We start from the raw sequence: 19777 nt of genomic DNA on the forward strand, positions 1-19777 counted from the left end.
GCAACTCCCATGACGACAACCTTTCCGGGCGCGTTACGCCCCGCGTACCTCGCCGACACCCACACCGGGTTACCCATCCCCGGCCGGCCGCGGTTCGACACGTTCGCCGACGAACGGCGCCACCGCAGGCAAAGGCTCTGCGCGGCACTGCGCCTGTTCGGCAAGTGCGGCTACGACGAAGGCGTATCCGGCCACATCTCGGTGCGTGACCCGGAGCACGCCGACCGGTTCTGGGTGAACCCGTTCGGGGTGTCCTTCAACCGGGTCAAGGTGCGCGACCTCATCTGCGTCGACCAGAACGGTGTCGTGGTCGAAGGCACGCGCCGAGTCAACCCGAGCGCGTTCGTGATCCACTCCGAGATCCACCGGCTGAACCCGAACGCGGAGGCGGCGGCCCACGGCCACACCACGCACGTGCGCGCGTTGGGTTCGCTGCACCGGCTGCTCGACCCGCTCGACCAGGAATCCGCCGCGTTCTACCTCGACCAGGTGCTCTACACCGATTACCACGGTCCGTCGATCTCGCTGGAGCAGGGCACGGACATCGCCGAGCGGCTCGGTGACAGCAAGGCGATCCTGTTGGCCCACCACGGGTTGATCACAGCCGGTGGGTCGATCGAGGAGGCCGTGCACTGGTTCTTCAGCTACGACAGCTGCGCCATGGTGCAACTGCTCGCGATGGCCGCCGGACGACCGCGCGCCTTGAGCCACGAGCAGGCCATGGCGGCCAAGGACGGGTTCGGCGACGCACTGCTCGGCTGGTTCAGCTTCCAGTTGGCCTACGAGGAAATCACCGCGGAGCAGCCCGATCTGCTCGAGGAGTAGGCGGCACGCCCATGAGGGGAGAACAGCCATGATGCCGATGAAGATGGGTGTGCTCGGCCCGCTGCTGATGGATCGGGGTGGGCGCAACCGGGTGCCGAACGCACGCAAGCCGCGGCGACTGCTGGCGTTGCTGATGATCAACGCCGGCTACCCGGTGCGGGCGAGCGACTGCGTGACCGAGTTGTGGGACACCTCTCCGCCCAAGAGCGCCGCGTCCACACTGCAGACCTACGTCCTGCACCTGCGCCGCATGCTCGGCGAGGCCGCGAGCGGCGACGACGACAACACCCTGCGCACCGCGAACCTCGGCTACCAGCTCGCGGTGAACCCGCTGGACGTCGACTGCTTCCTGTTCGAGGACATGGCCCGGCACGGCGCCGCCCTCGCCAACGCCAACGAGTACGAGGGCGCGTCGGAGATGTTCACCAAGGCGCTCGACCTGTGGCGCGGCCCGGTCATGGCCGACGTGCGGCCCGGCCCGGTCAGCCTGTCGTACGTCGTCGAACTCGAGGAGAGCCGCAAGTACGTGCTGGAACGGCGGATCGAGGCCGACCTCAAGCTGCACAAGCACAAGGCCCTGCTCGACGAACTGGAGACGCTCGTCAGGACCTACCCGACGAACGAGAACCTGCGCGCCCAGTTCATGGTGGCGTTGTACCGGTCCGGCCACCGCGCCGAAGCGCTGTCGGTGTTCCGCAACCTGCGTCGCACGCTCGAGGACAACTTCGGGTTCGAGCCGGATCCCCGGATCAAACGGCTGTACGGCGCCATCTGGGCCGAACACCCGGCTCTGCACCTGCCTACCGCTGCCGCGCGGTGACCTCGTCGACCACGCGCAGGACCGCCTCGGCCATCGCGTCCGGGTCACCGTGGTCGGGGCGCAGCACCAGTTCCGGCCGTGACGGCGGTTCGTACGGGTCGTCGATCCCGGTGAACCCGGTGATCTCACCGGCCATGGCGCGTTGGTACAACCCCTTCGGGTCACGGGCGGCGCACAGTTCGATCGGCGTGTCCACGAACACCTCGACGAACGGCAGCCCGGCTGCCTCGTGCGCGGCCCGGACCCGGTCCCTGTCCGCCCGGTACGGGCTGATCAGCGACGCCACCGCGACCGCGCCGAAGTCGGCGAACAACTTGGCCACCTCGCCGACCCTGCGCACGTTCTCCTCCCGGTCCCGCTGGGCGAAGCCGAGGTCGGCGTTGAGCCCGTGCCGGAGGTTGTCGCCGTCGAGCAGGTACGCCGGTCGGTCGGCGCGTGCCAGCAACCGTTCGAGCGCGGCCGCGATCGTGGACTTGCCGGACGCGGACAGGCCGGTGAACCACACCGTCACCCCCTGCGACGGCCTGTCCCCGCTGGTGACCCCTGGGGGATGCCAGACGACCGGGGACGCGGACAGGCTGGGGCCGATCAGCATCCCCGCCGCGACGGTGTCGTTGGTCGCCTCGTCGACGAGGACGAAGCTGCCCGTCGCCCGGTTGGACCGGTACGGGTCGAACAGCAACGGCTGCCGGGTGCGCAGTGACACCCGGCCGATCTGGTTGAGCGACAAGGTGTTCACACTCTTGTCGCGGTGCAGGGTGGTCACGTCCATGTGGTAGTCGACGGCACGGACCGTGGCCGCCGTCGCCCGCGTGGTGTGCAGCAGGAGATACCGGCGGTCCGGAGCGAGCTCACCCCGGTCGGACAGCCAGCACACCAGTGCGTCCACGTCCTGCGCCACTTGAGGCCGGTTGTTGGGACGGCACAGCAGGTCGCCCCGCCCGACGGGCAGTTCGTCGGCCAGCCGTACGGTGACCGCCTGTGGCGCGGCCGCCTCGGCCAGTTCGGCCCCGCCTGGGCCACACACCTCGGTGACCACTGTGGACGTTCCGGCAGGCAGCACCACCACCTCGTCGCCGGGCTTGAACACGCCACCCGCGATTGTCCCGGCATAGCGGCGAACGCCGTCCTGGCCGCGGATGACGTACTGCACCGGCAACCGCGCGTCGATGAGGTTGCGGTCGGAGGTGGTGTGCACGTCTTCCAGGCGCCGCAACAACGACGTGCCCTCGTACCACGGCATGCTCGTGGTGCGGTGTACGACGTTGTCGCCGGTCAGCGCGGACATCGGGACGAAGGACAGGTCCGGCACGTCCAGCTTCGCGGTGAACCGCCGGAACTCCTCGCAGATCTCCGCGAACCGCTCCCGCGACCACCCGACCGCGTCCATCTTGTTGACGCACAGCACGACGTGCTTGATCCCGAGCAGGCTCGCGATCAGCGCGTGCCTGCGGGTCTGCTCGCTGACGCCGTTGCGGGCGTCCACCAGCAGCAGGGCCAGGTCCGCGGTGGACGCGCCGGTGACCATGTTGCGGGTGTACTGGATGTGCCCCGGGCAGTCGGCCAGGATGAACGTGCGCTCCGGCGAGCTGAAGTACCGGTAGGCGACGTCGATGGTGATGCCCTGGGCCCGTTCGGCCCGCAGGCCGTCGGTGACCAGCGCGAGGTCCGGGACGACCTCGCCGGAATCCGTACCGGCCCGTTCGATGGCGGCCAGTTGGTCGTCGAACAGGGCCTTGGAGTCGAACAGCAGCCGCCCGATGAGCGTCGACTTCCCGTCGTCGACGCTGCCCGCGGTGACCACGCGCAGTACCCCGGTCATCAGAAGTACCCCTCTTTCTTGCGGTCTTCCATCCCCGCCTCGGAGATCCGGTCGTCCGCCCTGGTGGCGCCGCGCTCGGACACCCGGCTGGCGGCGAGTTCGGCGATCACCTCGTCGACGGTGGTGGCAGTCGAGTGGACGCAGCCCGTGCAGGTGGCGTCGCCGACCGTGCGGAACCGCACCTGCGCCTCGAACCGGTCATGGCCGGGCGCGACCGACAGGTGCTGGGTGTCGGCGAGCAGCATCCCGTCCCGCTCGAACACCATGCGGCGGTGCGCGAAGTACAGGGTCGGCAGCGGGATCCGTTCTGCGGCGATGTAGCGCCAGACGTCCAACTCGGTCCAGTTGGACAGCGGGAAGACCCGGATGTGCTCACCGGGGCGGTGCCGCCCGTTAAAGAGGTTCCACAGCTCCGGCCGTTGCGCGGACGGGTCCCACTGGCCGAACTCGTCCCGGAAGCTGAACACCCGCTCCTTGGCGCGGGCCTTCTCCTCGTCCCGGCGGGCCCCGCCGAACACCGCGTCGAACGCCCCCTCGGTGATGGCACGCAACAGAGCGGTGGTCTGCAGCCGGTTGCGGCTGGTGCCCGGCCCGGTGGGTTCGCGCACCCGCCCGGCGTCGATGTCGTCCTGCACCCGGCTGACCAGCAGCCGCAGGCCCAGTTCGCGCACGGTCGCGTCCCGATACCGGATCACCTCGGTGAAGTTGTGGCCCGTGTCCACGTGCAGCACCGGGAACGGCAACGCGGCCGGGGCGAACGCCTTCACCGCGAGGCGCAGCATCACCGCGGAGTCCTTGCCGCCGGAGAACAGCAGCACCGGCCGGTCGAACGTGGCGGCCACCTCGCGGATGACGTGGACGGACTCGGCCTCCAGCGTGGCGAGGTCGGACAGGTCGTACCTCGCGGCGTCCAGCCGCGCGGCCGCGGTCACGGGTTCGTCCCGCGCGGCCGGCTGGACACGACGAGGCTGCGCATCGTGAAACTCGCGCCCTGGCCGAACAGGCGGTGTTCGGGCAGGCTCCGCTCGTCGTGGAAGACCTGCTGCACCGGGTGGCCCGACACCGGGTCGAAGTACAGCGACGAGTCGTTGGCCAGCCGTACCAGCCCCGACCCCGGTATGCCCGGCTGCGCTCCGTCGAGCACGGAGAACATGCCCATGCCACAGTTCAGTTGCCGCGGCTCGACGAGATTCTCGACGCCGCCGTAGTCAATCATCATGTGCTTCCTGTCGATTCGGTGGCCGATGCGGTGCACCCGGTAGACCTCGCGCTTGTCGACGTACCAGCGGACCGTGCCCGAGGACCGGTCGTACCCGATGCGCAGGTCGTGTTCCTGGCCCGGTGCGGTCCGGCCGACGGGGATCGCGAACGAGAAACCGGCGTAGTCGCCGAGTGCGGCACGCAGGTACGGACCGCGTTCGTAGAAGGCGTAGATGCGGTTGTTGGTGAGGAAGAAGTCGAACACCATCCCGGTTTCCGGGTCGACGGCGTTCATCGCCACCGAGGCCAGGCGCAGGTCGGTGCCGGGGTCTCGGACCAGTCCACCGAACGGGTGCGCTTCGGTGCCGTAGGTCCGCGCGGCCATGCGCGTCTCGCAGCTCAGTTCCCTGCCACGAACGGCGTCGAAACCCGCGAAGCCGGACGACGCGACGTGCGTGGTGGTCGCGAACCACTTTACGTGGTCCAGGCCGCCGGTCAGCGGATCCTGCGGCATCGTCACCGTGAACGCCGGTGCTCCGGTTCGTGCGTTGACGCCCCTCGCGTCGACCCGCAGGCCATGCCGGGAGGTCGTGACGACCCCGTCGTCCGGTGTGAGGGTGCCGAACGAGGGAATCGCCCATCGGGCATTCTCACCGGAGGCGTTGAAGCCTTGCTGGAAGTCATCCCAGACAATTCGATACGCGGGCGATGTGGTGGCTACCGCGGCGCTCGGCGCGGACAGCGGAACGGCACTTGCGGCGAGAAGCGCGACAAGTAATCGGGCGCGCGGACTACGGCTCATCGGAAACCTCGTTTATTCTGGTGGGTTGGTACATCCCGGCCAGGTTGCCAAACGAGTCCTCATGGTCCGGTGGAGTCACCGTGCGTGCAGCACCGGTCATCGGAGCGGCAAGTTGCCTGGTCAGGGCCTGAATCGGGGTTTTCGCGCCGGACGCGCAGAATGCCGTTTCGCGCGATACTCGAACGTGGGGCCTTGCGTGCCGGTGAGATCGCCGCAGATCCTGGGGCGCGGCAGGAAACGTGTGTGGAAACCCAACTCGTCGGAGCGGGGAACGAGGCGAACGAGGATGCGAAAACTGCGTTGGGACCTTGTGCTGCCACAGGGGACGAATCTTGAGTTGGCCGGAACCGGCGGCAGCGAAGCGTGGCAGACAGTGCTCCGCGCGGCGATCGAGGCCGAACGGCTCGGCTTCGACACGGTGTGGGCGCGGGACCGGACGGAGACCTCGCCGCGGCGGGAACCCGGGCCCGTCTTCGACTCGTGGACCGCGCTCGCCGCGATCAGCCAGCACACCGACCGGATCCGGTTGGGGCACCTCGGCATCAGCGCGCCCGTGGGGGACGCCGCGGTGCTGGCCAAACGCGCGGCCTGCCTGGACGTGATGTCCGGGGGCAGGATGACGCTGGGGCTCGACGCGGACGGCGGCACAGCCGAACTCGAGGCGCACGGCGTGCCGGTGCCCACGCCGGCCGACCGCCGTGCCGGTCTGGTGGAGACAGTGGCCGCGGTGCGTCGCTTGTGGACCGAGCGGAGTCTGTCGTTCGGCGGCGAGCACGTCCGGCTCAACCGAGCCTTCAGCTTCCCCAAGCCGGTCACCGGGCGGCCAGGGGTGCACGTCGTCGACAACGACCCGGGAACGCCGTTGTCGTGGCTGGATCCGGCCGAGATCGACGGTGTCGTCTGGCGCGGCGGACCGAGCCAGGTGGCCGAGGGCACGCGACAGCTGGCGCAGCGCTGCGTCGACGCGGGGGTGGATCCCGGCGGGATCGAACGCACCGTCATGCTCGAGTGCCGGATCTTCGACACCACCGTGGACCGCGACCGGTGGCTGGCCATGCCGCACGTCGTCATCTTCTGGAGCGAGCACCCCGACCTGTACATGGGCCGCAACCTGGTCGGGACGCCGGACGCCGTGCGGGGCCAGGTGCAGCGTTACGTCGACGCCGGTGCCACCCGGTTCGTCGTCTGGTTCCGCGACTACCCGGAGCTGGGCAGCGTCCGCAAGCTGATGACCGAAGTCGTGCCGGACGTGTCCGGCCCTCGCGAGCCCGCCGCACCGGCTCTCGCGGCCTGAGTCCGGGGGAGAACCATGTCCAGCGCGCTCACCGATCCGCCCCGCGTCCAGCCGACCACCCTGTTCCTCAGCGAGGGCTGGCTCGATCTGGCGTCCGCGGCGTTCGCCCCGATCCCGGTCGACGAGGACACGGCGACTCGTTTCGGCCTTGCCATCACGGATGCCCCCGCGGGCGTCGTCGACACCATGGTGCTGGTCGTCGACATGCGGACCGGTGGTATCCGCTTCGACCGCCTCGCCGCGCCCGAGTCGGGCAACCCGACGCTGCGGCTCACACGCGAGGCCGCGGCTCGGCTGCTGCTCGGGTCGGCCGCCGACCGGGTGGGGGTCTTCGAAACCGGCCACAACCGGGTCAGCGGCAACTTGACCGAAGTGTTCTTCCTCGACCAGGTGCTGCAACACGACACCGGCGGTGTGCTGGCCAAGTTGCGAGCCCTGACCAAGGGACTGCCCGACGGGTTCGGCGCGCCCAGTTGGCCGCCGCCCGCGGCCGTCACCCCCGACGCGGACGACGCCGCCGCCGTGGCCGCCGCGACCGAGTCGTTGCCCCGGACGATGGCCCGGTTGCGCGCCGAGCTGGCAGTCTCCACCCCAGGCGCCCAGCTCTACGTCTCGCGGCACGGCACACCCGTCGCCAACGTGGGGATGGGCACCGCCCGGCCCGGGGTGCCGTTCTCCCGCCGGTCCCCGACGTTGTGGTACTGCTGCGCCAAACCGTTCGCGTCGGTCGCTGTCGGGTGGCTGTGGGAACGCGGGCTGCTGGACCCGTACTCGCCGGTGTCCGCGTACCTGCCCGACTACACCGGTGAAGGCAAGCAGACGCTCACCCTCGCGCAGCTGCTGACCCACACCGGTCCCGTGCCCACCGGGCGCGATCCGTTGCACGGCAGCCTGTTCGGGCCCGACGAGCAGCGCCGCACGCTGGTGCGGGCCATGCGCGTGCCGCGGCAGAGCGGGCCGCCGCGGGTGAACTACAGCCAGTGGTGGGCCTGGGTGCTGCTGGCCGAGGTCATCGAGGCGGTGGACGGCAGGGACTACGACCGGTTCGTCACCGAGACGATCCTGCGCCCGTGCGGCATCGCGGACACCACCTACGTCCGGTTGACGGACACCGACTTCGACCGCGTCGGCGGGACGCTGCCGGTGCTGTACGTCAACGCGTCCGGCCGTCCCGCGCAGCCGACCTACTGGTTCTCCAGCCGGGCGGCCACCACCTGCGCGCTGCCCGGCGTCAACACCAGGGGCCCGATGGCCGACCTCGGCCGGTTCCTGGAGACGCTGCTGGCGGGCGGCACCGCGCCGGGCGGGCGCATCCTCGCTCCGCCCACGGTCGCGGCGCTGGTGGCACGGCACCGCAACGGTGTCGCCGACCGGTTCGGCAACGCGGACTGGGGACTCGGCTTCCGGCTCGAATGCAGGCACCTGAACCCGGACCTGACCAGCTTCAGCCGTTACGCCTCACCGAGGTCGTACGGCCACGAGGGCCTGTGGACCGCGGCGGCGTTCGCCGACCCGGACGCCGGGCTCGTGGTCGCCGTGCACCTCAACGGGAAAACCCGGCACGAGCAGCACCGCGAGCGGATCCTCGCCATCGGCGACGCGGTGTACGAGGACCTGGGGCTGGCGTGAGCGGCCCGATCGTGGATCTCGGACCCGCGTCGTCCGGGCCCGCCTTCCACCCGACCGTGGACTGGCTGCGTACGCGGCGGCCGGTGTGCCAGGGTGTGCTGCCCGACGGCTCGGTGGTCTGGCTCGTCACCCGGTACGAGGACGTCCGGGCCGCGCTGGCCGACCCCCGGCTGTCGCTGAGCAAACGGCATGCCAAGGGCTGGAAGGGGTTCGGCCTGCCGCCGGAGCTGGACGCCAACCTGCTCAACATGGACGCGCCGGACCACACCCGGATCCGGCGCCTGGTCGCCCCGGCGTTCCGGCCCCACGCGATCGAGCGGTTGCGCCCGCGGGTGGAGCGGATCACCGAGGAGCTCGTGGCCGCACTGCGCCCGCTGCGCGAAACCGAACTGGTCGGCTCGTTCATCGAACCGCTGACGCTCAGGTCGGTGTGCGAGTTGCTGGGCGTCCCGCTCGACGACCAGATGGACCTGCGGCGCTGGAACACCGAAATGCTGTCCGAGACCGAGGGCGCGCCAGAGGCCAGGGACAACATCGTGCGCCTGATGCGCCGACTGATCCGGCGCAGGCGCACCGAACCGGGCGACGACCTCATCTCGCGGCTGGTGGTCGCGAGGGACCAGGACGGCGTGCTCAGCGAGGACGAGCTGACCTCGCTGATATTCCTCGTGATGGTCGCGGGGTACATGAGCTCGGCCAACTTCATCGGCCTTGCCGTGCTGTCGCTGTGCGGCGACTCGGCGCAACTCGCGGCCCTGCGTTCCGGCGCGGCGCCCATCGGCCCGGCGGTGTCGGAGTTGCTGCGCTACGACACCCCGGAAGCCGTCGCACCCCGGCGGTTTCCCGTGGTCGACATGGACATCGGCGGAGTGCGCATCCGGGCGGGGGAGCCGGTCGTCCTCGTGATCAGTTCGGCCAACCGCGACCCGCGACGGTTTCCCGACGCACAACGACTGGTGTTGGACCGCGCGGCCACGAACCTGAGTTTCGGGCACGGCCCGCACTACTGCCTCGGTGCCGCGTTGGCCCGGCTCCAGGCGGAGACCGGTATCGCGGCGCTGGTTCGATCCCTGCCGGGCCTGCGGCTCGCCCAGCCGGACGCGGAGCTGGTGTGGCTGCCCAGTTTCCGGTTCCGCGGCCTCTGCGAACTGCCCGTCACATGGGACACCGTCGCTTGACACACAGGAGGATGGTCGTGAAGCGCAAGATCCTGGGCGGAACGGGTATCTCGGTCAGCGAGTACGCGCTGGGCGCGATGATGTTCAGCTCGTGGGGCGATCCCGATCCGGTGAACGGTGTGCGGGTCATCCACCAGGCACTGGACGCGGGCATCAACTTCGTGGACACCGCGGACATCTACGGCGACGGGGAGTCCGAGCGGATCGTGGGGCAGGCCCTGCGCGGCAGGCGGGACGACGTCGTGGTCGCCACCAAGTTCCACGGGTCGATGGGGCCGGATCCCAACCACGGCGGCAACTCCCGGCGCTGGATCACGCGTGCGGTGGAGGACAGCCTGCGCCGGTTGGCGATGGACCACATCGATCTGTACCAGGTGCACCGGCCGGATCCGAACACCGACATCGACGAGACCTTGTCGGCGTGTTCGGACCTGGTCCGATCCGGGAAGGTCCGCGCGATCGGCACATCGGCGTTCGCGGCGGAAGAGATCGTGGAGGCGCAGTGGGTCGCGCAGCAGCGCGGCCACGTCCGGTTCCGCAGCGAGCAACCCGCGTACTCCATCCTCGCCCGCAGCATCGAGGCCGACGTGCTCCCGACCGCGCGCCGCTACGGCATGGGCGTGCTCACCTGGGGTCCGCTCGGCGCGGGATGGCTGTCCGACAAGGAGATCCGTCCGGGTGTCGGCCGGGCCAGGCTGGAGGCGGACCGGTTCGACACGAGCACCCCGGCGATCGCGGCCAAGCAGGTGGCGGTCGGTGAGCTCAAGAAGGTCGCGGCGGACGCGGGTCTGCCGCTGGCCCACCTGGCGGTCGCGTTCGTGCTGACGCACCCCGCGGTCACGTCGGTGCTCATCGGGCCGCGCACGCCGGAGCAGTTGGCCGACCTGCTCGCGGGCGCGGGTACCGTGCTCGACGAGGACACGCTCGACCGGATCGACGAGATCGTGCCACCGGGGACGGACCTGTTCCCGATGGATCGCCGTTTCGTCCCTGCGGCGCTGGCCGACAAGAAGGCGCGGCGGCGGCAGGGCGGATGAGGAGGGGACCGGATGGACGGGTGGCTTGACCGGGCCGAGTGGTTCGTGTGGCTGACGGGGCGGATTCTGGAACAGCACCGGTTCGCCTACCACTTCCTCGGCGGCAGCGCGGAGGCGGTCGAGGCCGCGCTGTTCGCCTTCGCCTGTCCGGCAGGCGGGTTCGGCTACGCGCTGGAGCCCGACCTGCGAGGTCCCGCGCCCGAGCCGCTCAGTACCGCGCTGGCGTTGCGGTTGCTCGAAGAGGTCGGCCGGTGCGGCGAGCGCGACACCACCGCGCTGCTCGCCCACCTGGAGCGGACGAGCACGCCGGACGGCGGCCTACCGGCCCGCAACCCCCAGCCAGGCAACTACCCGGCCGCCGCGGCCGTGCCCCCGATCGCCGACCCACCCGGTTCGCTGCAGTCGACCGGACCCGTCGTCGGGGTGCTGCGGGCAAGCGGCGTGCGGCATCCGTGGCTGGACAAGGCGACCGAGTTCTGCTGGACGGCCATCGATTCGGTGGAGCCCACGGACCCGTACGTCATCGAGGCGGCCGTGGCGTTCCTCGACCGAGCCGAGGACCGGGACCGGGCTCGTGCGGCTGCGAACCGACTGGGCGACCAGGTCAGGGGAAGGCGGCTCGCGGTGCTCGATCCGGCCGACGCGGACGCGTACCCGCTGCCGGCCGGATTCCCGCCCGGGTTGCACTTCTACCCGTACGACTTCGCCCACACACCGGATTCCCTGGCCGCGGAGTGGTTCACCGGGGAGGAGATGGACCGTTCGCTGGACCACCTGCGGTCCCGGCAGCTCGCGGACGGCGGCTGGGCGATGCGCTTCCCGGAGTGGGCGCCGGGGACCGCGTTGGAGTGGCGACCGATCCTGACCATCGAAGCGCTGCTGACGCTGCGTGCGTACGGTCGCCTGTAGACCCGTCACTCGAGGATGTCGTAGATCCGTTCCGGCTTGAGGCGCACGATCACGAGGTCGTGGTCCTTCGCGTTCTCCGGGGAGTACTCGGCGTACGGCATCCCCGTGTACTTGTAGGACAGTCGATCCATGATCGTGTCGTGACCGTCGTGGGTGAAGGTGACGGTACCCGAGATCGACGCGTAGCCGTACGGCGCGCCTGCCGGGTGCACGAGCAGGGTCATCCGCGGGTCACGCAGCAGGTGCTTCTCCTTGTGGCTGCCGTGCAGGATCGCGAACCGCACCTCGTCGCCGTCACGCTCCAACCAGACCACCGACAGGTGCGGGCTGCCGTCGGCCTTGATCGTGGCGACGATCCCGAAGGTCGCGGAATCCAGTCTCTTCCTCAGCGGCTCGGACATGGTCACCGGCATGGCCGATGCTCCTTTCATCTGCGCTCCTGTCGGTGGAAACCTGGCCGGTCACGGTGGGGAGGAAGCCGATGCCTTGACCCGGCGCCGGTCGTGTGAACTGGTGTTCCAGAATGCGGAATGTGAAGGTGGTGGTGCAGGTCAAGCTGCTGCCGACGCCCGCGCAGGCGGCGGCGTTGGCGGCGACTCTGCGCGGGTGCAACATGGCCGCTGATCGTGTGTCGGTGGTGGCGTTCGAGCGGAAGGTGTTCTCCCGCAACGACCTGCACAAGCTGGTGTATCCGGAGTTGCGGGCGGCGAGCCGGACGCGTTCGAACCTGTTGACTGGATCGGTGTCGATCGGGGCATCGTCAACCACGCCACCACCTGCGACGGCGTGAATTTCTCGGGTCGTCGGTTGTCGCGGTATCGACGGTGGCACGCGCGTAGACGCCGGGAGTTGCAGGCGAAACGGACGAAGTCCGCGATCCGGCGGCTGAAACGGCGTGCCCGACGCGAGGCCCGGCATGCGCGGCATGTGAACCACACGATCGGGAAGGAGGTAGTGGCCGTCGCGCAACGCACCGGTCGCGGGATCGCCCTGGAAGAACTGGGCGGTATCCGGGATCGGGTACGGCTTCGTCGCGACCAGCGGGCCACCCACGCCTCCTGGCCGTTTCACCATCTCGGTGACGTTCTCGCGTACAAGGCCCGCAAGGCCGGGGTGCCGGTGGTGACAGTGGACGCGCATTACACCTCTCAAACGTGTCCCCGGTGCGGGCATGTGGCCCGTACCCATCGCCCCACTCGGGAGCAGTTCTTGTGTCGTCAGTGTGGCCTCGCTGGACCCGCTGACGTTGTCGCCGCCGTGAACGTTCGTAACCGGGCACGGCGAGCGTGGGTGTTGGTCAACGCACCCGCGCCCGCGTAGACCGTGGGTGGATGCGTCCCGCACGCCACACCCAGTGGCGCACGGAGAACGCGATCCGGCTTGAACGGCGCCGAGCCCCAAGCTCGGTCCTTCAGGGCCGAGAAGTTGACGTCACGGACTCATGAACACGGCGCGGCTCGGTCACCACCGGCAGCGGACCCATGGCCACCAGTGCCCTCGGTTCCGGCCGGACCCGCGTACCGGGCACCGCCCGCAGCCGCCAGCGCGCGGCGATCTCGGCGAGCGCCAGCGTGGTCTCCATGATCGCGAAGTTGTCGCCGATGCACTTGCGGCTGCCGGACCCGAACGGGATCATCGCGCCGGACGGGATCTGCTTGGCCCGCTCGGGCAGCCAGCGGTCGGGATCGAAGGTGTCCGGGTCGGTGAACAGCCTCGGATCGCGTTGCAGCGCGTAGGAACTGTAGATCAGGATGGTTCCCGCGGGCAGCGGTTGACCACCGAGTTCGGTGTCCTGGCTGACGATCCTGGTCATCATCCAGCCCGGCGGGTACAGGCGGAGGACCTCGGTGATGACGCGGGTGGTGTACTCCAGTGACGGCAGGTCCTCGTACTCGAGCGGCCGGCCGCCGACCAGCCGGTCGGCTTCTTCGTGCAGCCGCCGCTCGCATTCGGGGTTGTCGTTGAGCAGGTGCACCGCCCAGCACAGGGCGGTCGCGGTCGTTTCCGTTGCCGCGGCGAGGAAGTTCATCACCATGTCGTGCACTTCGACGTCCGACAGCGCGTCGCCGGTCTCGGTGTCGCGGGCCGCCAGCAGCTCGGACATCAGATTGTCGCCGTCGGCCCCGTCGCGCCTCGTCTCGGCGATGATCCGGTTCACCAGACCGTCCAGCCGGGCCCGTGCCGCCTCGAACCGGCGGTTGCCGGGCGTGGGCAGCTTGCTCAACCAGGCGAACGGCTGGACCACGCGCTGGTACATGCCCTCCATCACGACCGGCAGGTCGGTCAGCACCGACCGCATCTCGTCGCTGCCGATGGTGGTGGACAGCAAAACCTTCGCGCCGACCCTGGCGGTGACCGAGTGCAAGGCGTCGTTGAGCTCGACCACTTCACCCGGTCGCCAGGTGTCCATCTCCGCGTCGAGCTCGTCGCGCATCACCGAGCTGTAGGAAGCGATCCGGTTGAGCCGGAACGAAGGCTGCGCCAACCTGCGCAGCCGCTTGTGGTCCCGGTACGGGCAGTTGCCGAGTGTGTTGCCCATCAACAACTTCGTCTTCTCGTAGAACGGGCCGCCCCAGTCGAAGGTGCGGGGATCACGCAGCAGCTTGGTGACCAGCTCCCTGTCGCACACCATGTACGCGGGCTGGCGGCCGAGTCCGATCCGGACCAGATCGCCGTGCCGGTACAGCCCGGTCAGGAACTCCAGCGGGGTCCGGCGCAGCGGAACCATGTGCCCGAGCACCGGCAGCGCACCGGGCGCCGATGACACGGTCCACGACCGCGAAGTGTCGACGTCCTTCACTGTTTCGCCTCCAGGGATCGATCAGGCGGGCTTGCGTGCGACCACGACGACGTAGCCGAGTTCGGGGCAGGCACCGAACCGCTCGAGCGTGTCGACGAGCTCGTGGTACTCCCGCTCGCCGAGCTTGATGGTGTGGGTGTGCCAGGCTTTGCGCATGTTCTCCGCGGCGACCCGCCACGACGGCTGGACCGCTTCGGTGATGTCGGCGACCTCCACCACCTCGAGCCCGGCGGCACGCACAAGCGACTCGTACTCCGCACGCGGCACGATCGGCGCGGTCTCGAAGGTCGTGGAGGCGGTCGCGAACAAGGCGGCTGTCGCCGGGTCGGTGATCGGCTGGCGGAGCATGAAATCGGTGACCACGACCCGCCCGCCCGGCCGCAGCACCCGCCCGATCTCGGCGTACGCGTTCGTCCGATCGGGAACATGGCAGACCGACTCGATCGCGAACGCCGCGTCGAACGTCGCGTCATCGAACGGCATGTCCCGCATGTCGGCCACGGAGAAGGAGACGGTGCCCGCCAGTCCCCGCTTGTCGGCCAACTGCTGCGCGACCTGTACCTGGTACTCGCTGACCGTGACACCGCTGACCCGGACGCGGTGCTCGATCGCCACCTGGGTACTCGCGTTTCCGTTGCCCGAACCGACATCCAGCACGTGGTGCCCTGGCTTGAGCTCGCACCGCTTGACCACGACGTCGGTGAGCCGGTCCCCGGCCTCGGTCACGGTCTGCGGCACGTCCGGGCCTGCCCAGTAGCCGCCGTGCAGGTGGCCGCCGTGCGTTTCCGTCATCAGGTCGGTCATCCACTCGTACAGTTCGCGGACACCGTCGGACGAGTGCGTGTCGGTGCTCATCGTTCCCCTTCCCGATGGGTTTCGATGAAACGCTAGTGCCCCCGGCTTGAACCTCGCTCCAGCCGATCCGGCTCGACTCGTTGTATAGCACCGGGGTTTACCCTTCGAGGCAAGCGTTTCCCCGTCGATGTGGGCCTTCCCGAGGATCTGCTGGAGGAGAAGAACGTGAATTCAGTACTCGGTCTTGGCGGATCCGGCCACGACTGGTCGTCGTGCGCCACCGACGGTCGCCGCATGGTCGCCGTGGACGAGGAGCGGCTGATCCGCAGCAAGTACGGCCTCGGGGCCGATCTGCTCGCCGGTGTCAGCCGACAGGTGGTGTTGGACCAGATCGGCGTTCCGGCGGACAAAGTGGAGCACGTGGTGGCCTGTGAACTGGTACCACGCACGTTCTACTACTCCTTCCGAAACCGTGTGGTCGTGATCAACCACCACCTCGCCCACGCCTACAGCGCGTTCGGCGCGTCCGGGTTCACCCGGGCGGCCGTGCTGGTGACGGACAACTCCGGCAGCCTGGTGCTCGGGTCGAAGACGGGCAACGGCCCGCGCGAGGTCGAGACCATCAGTGGTTTCGTCGCCGACGACACCGGAATTCGCCTGGTGCACCGGGTCAGCGGCCAGCACATCGTGGACGCCGACTCGGAGAGCGCGTTCTACCAGCCGGGGGAGACCGACAACTCGCTCGGCGCCTTCTACCGCGCCGCGAGCATCGCCGCGGGACTCGCCTACACCGGGCCGAAAACGCGGTTCCCGGTCAGCGAGGACGGCAAGACCATGGGCCTGGCCCCGTACGGGGACAACCGTTTCCTCGACGAGGTGTCCGAACTGGTCGACCTCCAGCCGGACGGCGAAGTGCGGATCTCGGTGGGCAAGGCGGCGCACGTGTTCCAGCGGATGGTGTCGTCCGGTTCGTTCGAGGACAAGGCCGCGCTCGCCTTCGCGGCACAGGACGTCCTGGAACGCGCGCTCGTCCACTGTGCTCAGGCGCTGCACGAGCGCACCGGGTTGACCGACCTGTGCATCGCGGGTGGCGTCGGGCTCAACAGCGTGGCCAACTACCGGATACTGAAGGAAACCCCGTTCGAGCGGATCTTCGTCGTTCCCGCTGCCGGGGACAACGGCATCAGCCTCGGGTGCGCCTACTACGGGCTGCACCAGCTGGCAGGCGTCCCGATGGCCGAGTTGCCCACGCTGAACGACGCCTACCTCGGACCGGAGTACCCGGAATGGCAGGTGGACGAGGCGATCGAACGCACCGGCTTCACCGTCCGGCGCCCCGACGACCTGCCCGCCGAGGTGGCCGCGTTGCTGGCGCGGCGCAAGATCGTCGGCTGGTTCGACGGCCGGTCCGAGTTCGGTCCACGCGCGCTCGGGCACAGGAGCATCCTCACCGCGCCGTTCCCGGGCGAGATGCGGGATCACCTCAACAACAACGTGAAGTTCCGCGAGTGGTTCCGGCCCTACGCCCCGATGATCCCCGAGGAGCGCTACCAGGAGTACTTCGACCTGGCGCAGCCTTCGCCGTACATGCTGATCGTCGCCGATGTGACCAGGCCGGACGCCATCCCGGCGGCCACCCATGTGGACGGTACGGCACGCCTGCAGACCGTGGCGAAGTCGGCGAACCCGAAGATCCACGCGCTGTTGGGCGAGTTCGAGGCGCTGACCGGTGTGCCGGTCGTGCTCAACACCTCGTTCAACGTGGCAGGCCAGCCGATCGTGGAGACACCGCGGGACGCGGTCGACGCGTTCGGGGCCATGCCGCTGGACCACCTGGTGCTCGGGGACCGACTGCTCAGCCGCGCCTGAAGGCACCCGATGCGCACCGATGTGCCGGTCCTCATCGTCGGCGGCGGGCCGGTCGGTCTGTCCGCGGCGCTTTTCCTGGCCCGCCAGGGAGTTCGGTCGTTGCTGGTGGAGCGCCGCGGCACCACCTCGCCGATGCCACGGGCCACCCACGTCACCCGGCGCAGCATGGAACTGTTCCGGGAAGCCGGACTGGAACCGGAGATCGCGGCTGCGGGCTACGCGGTGGTCCCGGCGCAGGACCCTAGGGCGGTGTCCGATCCCGAACGGACACTGCCCAGGGTGGTGTTCGGCGTCGAGTCGATCGCGGATCTGCACCGGCGGGCGGAGATCCTGGAAACCGGAGTGGAGGAGTTGGCCGTGCCGGGGCCCAGCCCGCCCTACTGGTGCGGGCAGGACCGGCTGGAGCCCATTCTGCGCCGTGCCGCGGTACGCGCGGGCGCCGACGTCCGGTTCGAGCACGAACTCGTCGACCTGGACATCCGGGACGCGGAGGTCACGGCGCGGATCCACGGCAGGAAGACCGGGCGAACGCAGACGTGTCACCCGCGTTACGTGATCGCGGCCGACGGCGCGTCCGGCCGGACCGCCGAGGCGGCGGAGATCCCGTTCGGCGGACTAGGAACGATAGCCAGCCGGGTGTCGATCCTGTTCCGCGCGGACCTGACTGGGCTGATCGGTGCGCGCCGGTTCTTCATGGCGATGATCGAGAACGAGAAGTTCTCCGGGGCGGTCATGTCGCTCAACGAGAAGCACCGGTGGGCGGCCGCGGTCGACCAGTCGCTGGCGGGGGACACCAGCCCGGATCGGTGTGTCGCACTGGTGCGGTCGGCGATCGGTGACCCCGCGGTGGACGTGACGATGGACGGCGTCTTCCGCTGGGAAGCCAGGCACCGCATGGCCATGGCCTACCGGGCGGGACCGCTGTTCGTGATGGGCGACGCGGCGCACGTGCACCCGCCATCCGGTGGGTTCGGCTCCAACGTCGGCTTCCAGGACGCGCACAACCTGGCCTGGAAGATGGCGGCGGTGGTGAAAGGCTGGGCAGGGCAGTCACTCCTGGACACCTACGACACCGAACGCAGGCCGGTGGCGACGGCGACGGCGGAACAGACACTGCTCCTGGACGGCGTGCCGTCGGAACGGCTGGGCGGCGCGACCTCCCGCGACCAGCGGATCGTGATCATGGGCTACCGCTACGCCTCCCAGGCCGTGCTGGGTGCGGTGCCGGACGTACCGTTCCCGGAGACGTTCGGACTGCACGGCGTACCGGGCACTCGTGTCCCGCACGTCCACATCGGTGGATCGTCCACCATGGACGCGCTGGGTGCGGGCTTCGTGTTGTTCTCCCCGGATCCAAGGTGGCTGGAGACGGCGGCGAAGGTGGAGCTCGAGCTCGCGGTACCAGTGGAGGCACGCCACGTCGCGCCAACCGCGGCCACGGCCTTCGCCGAGGCATGCGGCACGGGAAGCCACGGCGCCATCCTGGTCCGTCCGGACGGCTTCGTCGCCTGGCGCCGTGTGGCCCGGAAGTCACAGACCGAACGCGACCGGTACCTCTGCCTGACTGCGGTGCTGAAACGCTTCGCTGCCATCAACGAGCGCGACTCGGCACCCACACAGTGACCAAGGAGCCAGGTATGACGTCCCGATGCCGGAGATCGCCGCAATGCCGATCGGGCCGGTCAGACCAAATCACTGCGGCGGATGGCCGCTGAACACCCTGCCCAGGCTGTGGCGGGCGCGATGGCGGGCTAGATTCACATCACATCCGAGATGTGGGGGAATCACCGTTGAAGCGTCACATGTTCGCCACAGCCGTGCTCACGGTCAGTCTGGGGCTCGGCACTGTCGTGTCCGGACCGCAGGCCGTTGCGGCACCGGCAACGGCACCTTGCCAGTACGTCGCAGCCGATCTGCCACTGCCCGCCGGGGCCTATTCAGCGACCTTGGTCGCGGGAACCGCCGACAGCAGGTTGCTGCTCGGGGAGCTGTCGGGATGGACGGTCAGCGGCGTGATCTGGCAGGACGGCACCATCCTGCGATCGATGCCCGGAGTACCGGACAGCCGCGTGTACCCCACAGGAATCAACAACGACGCCGTGGTCGTCGGCCACGTGCAGAAGAACAACACCAACGTCCACGCCGCGTTCCGGCTCACGGGCGAGAACACCTACACGTACCTCACCACGCCCGCGGGCCACGGTTCGTGGGCCAGGGCCGTCAACGACGCCGGTGACATCGCCGGGGAGATCTATTCCCCGTCCGGCGGCTTCCCCACGCCCGTGGTGTGGGAAGCCGGAAAGCCCGGCTACACGACGATTCCCGGTCAGAGCCTGGCGATCGCGATCAGCCCGGACCGGAAGGTCCTCACCCGTGAGGGGCTGGTGTACGACCTCAACACCGGAACGAGCCTCCAGCTGCCCCTCGGCTCGTCGTACTCCATGCTCGACGGCAACCGCATCTTCGGCGCCGGGTACAGCAACGGGTACGAGATCACCGAGTGGACCGCGCTGGGCCAGCAAGTGGGTGTCTACGCCGGTGGTCGTACGCCGAAGGGCGTGAACAAGCAGAACACGGTGTTCGCCGGTTTCGGGCAGGAGATCGATCCGGTGGCGGGGCTGTGGACCAACGGCGGGTGGGCCGCTGTCCAGGCGGACAAGCTGCCGCAGGTGTCATGGGAGTACGCCGACATCACCGACGACGGCGTGCTGCTCGGCAACTACCGGACGAGCTCCGGCCTGCACGCCGCCAGCTGGGTCTGCGCTCCATGACAAACAGCCAGGACCAGCGCTGTGAC

General features: G+C 69.3%; 18 protein-coding genes. 12 read left to right on the plus strand and 6 right to left on the minus strand.

Annotated features, from left to right (window positions below; genetic code table 11):
• Nucleotides 1-9: 9 nt before the first annotated feature.
• Together ALI144C_RS36680 and ALI144C_RS36685 are read left to right on the plus strand one after the other, a co-directional pair.
• On the plus strand, nucleotides 10-825 hold the full coding sequence (locus ALI144C_RS36680) for a class II aldolase/adducin family protein (RefSeq protein ID WP_076991813.1): 816 nt from the start codon (nucleotides 10-12) through the stop codon (nucleotides 823-825).
• Between the two features lie 28 nt (nucleotides 826-853).
• Nucleotides 854-1645 (plus strand): AfsR/SARP family transcriptional regulator, encoded by a 792-nt coding sequence (locus ALI144C_RS36685; RefSeq protein ID WP_202819140.1) that lies wholly within the window; start codon nucleotides 854-856, stop codon nucleotides 1643-1645.
• Here the strand turns inward: ALI144C_RS36685 and cysC are convergent.
• The 3 genes from cysC to ALI144C_RS55895 are packed head-to-tail and all read right to left on the minus strand — an operon-like array spanning nucleotide 1626 to nucleotide 5469.
• Nucleotides 1626-3467, minus strand: coding sequence for an adenylyl-sulfate kinase (gene cysC, locus ALI144C_RS36690; RefSeq protein ID WP_076991814.1), 1842 nt, complete (start codon nucleotides 3465-3467; stop codon nucleotides 1626-1628). The genes ALI144C_RS36685 and cysC overlap by 20 nt on opposite strands.
• The gene (cysD, locus tag ALI144C_RS36695) at nucleotides 3467-4399 is read right to left on the minus strand and encodes a sulfate adenylyltransferase subunit CysD (RefSeq protein WP_076991815.1); all 933 of its coding nucleotides are present in this window, start codon (nucleotides 4397-4399) and stop codon (nucleotides 3467-3469) included. The genes cysC and cysD overlap by 1 nt, the downstream gene beginning before the upstream one ends.
• Nucleotides 4396-5469 (minus strand): DUF6081 family protein, encoded by a 1074-nt coding sequence (locus ALI144C_RS55895; protein WP_168211442.1) that lies wholly within the window; start codon nucleotides 5467-5469, stop codon nucleotides 4396-4398. Before ALI144C_RS55895 ends, cysD begins: the two co-directional genes overlap by 4 nt.
• A 286-nt stretch (nucleotides 5470-5755) precedes the next feature.
• Between ALI144C_RS55895 and ALI144C_RS55900 the strand changes: the two genes are divergently transcribed.
• From ALI144C_RS55900 to ALI144C_RS36725, 5 genes are read left to right on the plus strand one after another with little or no spacing between them, the layout of a single operon-like run.
• Nucleotides 5756-6763 (plus strand): LLM class flavin-dependent oxidoreductase, encoded by a 1008-nt coding sequence (locus ALI144C_RS55900; RefSeq protein ID WP_168211443.1) that lies wholly within the window; start codon nucleotides 5756-5758, stop codon nucleotides 6761-6763.
• A 15-nt stretch (nucleotides 6764-6778) separates the two neighbouring features.
• Nucleotides 6779-8392: a serine hydrolase domain-containing protein gene (locus ALI144C_RS36710; RefSeq protein WP_076991817.1), complete on the plus strand. Its 1614-nt coding sequence runs from the start codon at nucleotides 6779-6781 to the stop codon at nucleotides 8390-8392.
• The gene (locus tag ALI144C_RS36715) at nucleotides 8389-9570 is read left to right on the plus strand and encodes a cytochrome P450 family protein (RefSeq protein ID WP_237774495.1); all 1182 of its coding nucleotides are present in this window, start codon (nucleotides 8389-8391) and stop codon (nucleotides 9568-9570) included. The genes ALI144C_RS36710 and ALI144C_RS36715 overlap by 4 nt, the downstream gene beginning before the upstream one ends.
• 17 nt (nucleotides 9571-9587) lie before the next feature.
• A complete protein-coding gene (locus ALI144C_RS36720) occupies nucleotides 9588-10607 on the plus strand; it encodes an aldo/keto reductase (protein ID WP_076992051.1) in 1020 nt (339 codons plus the stop codon).
• A gap of 12 nt (nucleotides 10608-10619) precedes the next feature.
• A complete protein-coding gene (locus ALI144C_RS36725; protein WP_076991818.1) occupies nucleotides 10620-11516 on the plus strand; it encodes a hypothetical protein in 897 nt (298 codons plus the stop codon).
• 5 nt (nucleotides 11517-11521) lie between these two features.
• Here the strand turns inward: ALI144C_RS36725 and ALI144C_RS36730 are convergent, their stop codons facing one another.
• Complete coding sequence (locus ALI144C_RS36730) at nucleotides 11522-11947, minus strand: PPOX class F420-dependent oxidoreductase (protein WP_143231083.1); 426 nt, start codon at nucleotides 11945-11947, stop codon at nucleotides 11522-11524.
• A 92-nt stretch (nucleotides 11948-12039) separates the two neighbouring features.
• Here ALI144C_RS36730 and ALI144C_RS56895 point away from each other — a divergent pair, with 92 nt between their 5' ends.
• Together ALI144C_RS56895 and ALI144C_RS59235 are read left to right on the plus strand one after the other, a co-directional pair.
• Nucleotides 12040-12306, plus strand: coding sequence for a hypothetical protein (locus ALI144C_RS56895; protein ID WP_202819141.1), 267 nt, complete (start codon nucleotides 12040-12042; stop codon nucleotides 12304-12306).
• Nucleotides 12303-12836, plus strand: a complete 534-nt coding sequence (locus tag ALI144C_RS59235; RefSeq protein ID WP_441297590.1) for an RNA-guided endonuclease TnpB family protein — start codon at nucleotides 12303-12305, stop codon at nucleotides 12834-12836. Before ALI144C_RS56895 ends, ALI144C_RS59235 begins: the two co-directional genes overlap by 4 nt.
• A gap of 91 nt (nucleotides 12837-12927) precedes the next feature.
• Here ALI144C_RS59235 and ALI144C_RS36745 read toward each other — a convergent pair whose 3' ends face one another.
• A complete protein-coding gene (locus tag ALI144C_RS36745) occupies nucleotides 12928-14316 on the minus strand; it encodes a cytochrome P450 (protein ID WP_076991821.1) in 1389 nt (462 codons plus the stop codon).
• 21 nt (nucleotides 14317-14337) lie between these two features.
• The gene (locus tag ALI144C_RS36750; protein WP_076991822.1) at nucleotides 14338-15171 is read right to left on the minus strand and encodes an SAM-dependent methyltransferase; all 834 of its coding nucleotides are present in this window, start codon (nucleotides 15169-15171) and stop codon (nucleotides 14338-14340) included.
• Nucleotides 15172-15336: 165 nt separating this feature from the next.
• Between ALI144C_RS36750 and ALI144C_RS36755 the strand changes: the two genes are divergently transcribed.
• The 3 genes from ALI144C_RS36755 to ALI144C_RS36765 all read left to right on the plus strand — a co-directional run bounded on the left by ALI144C_RS36755 (nucleotide 15337) and on the right by ALI144C_RS36765 (nucleotide 19751).
• A complete protein-coding gene (locus ALI144C_RS36755) occupies nucleotides 15337-16980 on the plus strand; it encodes a carbamoyltransferase family protein (protein ID WP_076992052.1) in 1644 nt (547 codons plus the stop codon).
• Between the two features lie 9 nt (nucleotides 16981-16989).
• Nucleotides 16990-18603 carry an FAD-dependent monooxygenase gene (locus tag ALI144C_RS36760; RefSeq protein WP_076991823.1) on the plus strand — a complete coding sequence of 538 codons (1614 nt, stop codon included), beginning with the start codon at nucleotides 16990-16992 and terminating at the stop codon, nucleotides 18601-18603.
• A 167-nt stretch (nucleotides 18604-18770) separates the two neighbouring features.
• A complete protein-coding gene (locus ALI144C_RS36765; protein ID WP_143231084.1) occupies nucleotides 18771-19751 on the plus strand; it encodes a hypothetical protein in 981 nt (326 codons plus the stop codon).
• The last annotated feature ends 26 nt before the right edge of the window (nucleotides 19752-19777 follow it).

It is taken from the genome of Actinosynnema sp. ALI-1.44 (assembly GCF_001984155.1).
In the GTDB taxonomy this organism is placed as follows: domain Bacteria; phylum Actinomycetota; class Actinomycetes; order Mycobacteriales; family Pseudonocardiaceae; genus Kibdelosporangium.

What these genes read in the sequence shown, in the direction of transcription:
- ALI144C_RS36680 (WP_076991813.1), top strand. Translation starts at nt 10, where the DNA reads ATGACGACAACCTTTCCGGGCGCGTTACGCCCCGCGTACCTCGCCGAC.
- ALI144C_RS36685 (WP_202819140.1), top strand. Translation starts at nt 854, where the DNA reads ATGATGCCGATGAAGATGGGTGTGCTCGGCCCGCTGCTGATGGATCGG.
- cysC (WP_076991814.1), bottom strand. Translation starts at nt 3,467, where the DNA reads ATGACCGGGGTACTGCGCGTGGTCACCGCGGGCAGCGTCGACGACGGG.
- ALI144C_RS55895 (WP_168211442.1), bottom strand. Translation starts at nt 5,469, where the DNA reads ATGAGCCGTAGTCCGCGCGCCCGATTACTTGTCGCGCTTCTCGCCGCA.
- ALI144C_RS55900 (WP_168211443.1), top strand. Translation starts at nt 5,756, where the DNA reads ATGCGAAAACTGCGTTGGGACCTTGTGCTGCCACAGGGGACGAATCTT.
- ALI144C_RS36710 (WP_076991817.1), top strand. Translation starts at nt 6,779, where the DNA reads ATGTCCAGCGCGCTCACCGATCCGCCCCGCGTCCAGCCGACCACCCTG.
- ALI144C_RS36725 (WP_076991818.1), top strand. Translation starts at nt 10,620, where the DNA reads ATGGACGGGTGGCTTGACCGGGCCGAGTGGTTCGTGTGGCTGACGGGG.
- ALI144C_RS36730 (WP_143231083.1), bottom strand. Translation starts at nt 11,947, where the DNA reads ATGAAAGGAGCATCGGCCATGCCGGTGACCATGTCCGAGCCGCTGAGG.
- ALI144C_RS56895 (WP_202819141.1), top strand. Translation starts at nt 12,040, where the DNA reads ATGCGGAATGTGAAGGTGGTGGTGCAGGTCAAGCTGCTGCCGACGCCC.
- ALI144C_RS36750 (WP_076991822.1), bottom strand. Translation starts at nt 15,171, where the DNA reads ATGAGCACCGACACGCACTCGTCCGACGGTGTCCGCGAACTGTACGAG.
- ALI144C_RS36760 (WP_076991823.1), top strand. Translation starts at nt 16,990, where the DNA reads ATGCGCACCGATGTGCCGGTCCTCATCGTCGGCGGCGGGCCGGTCGGT.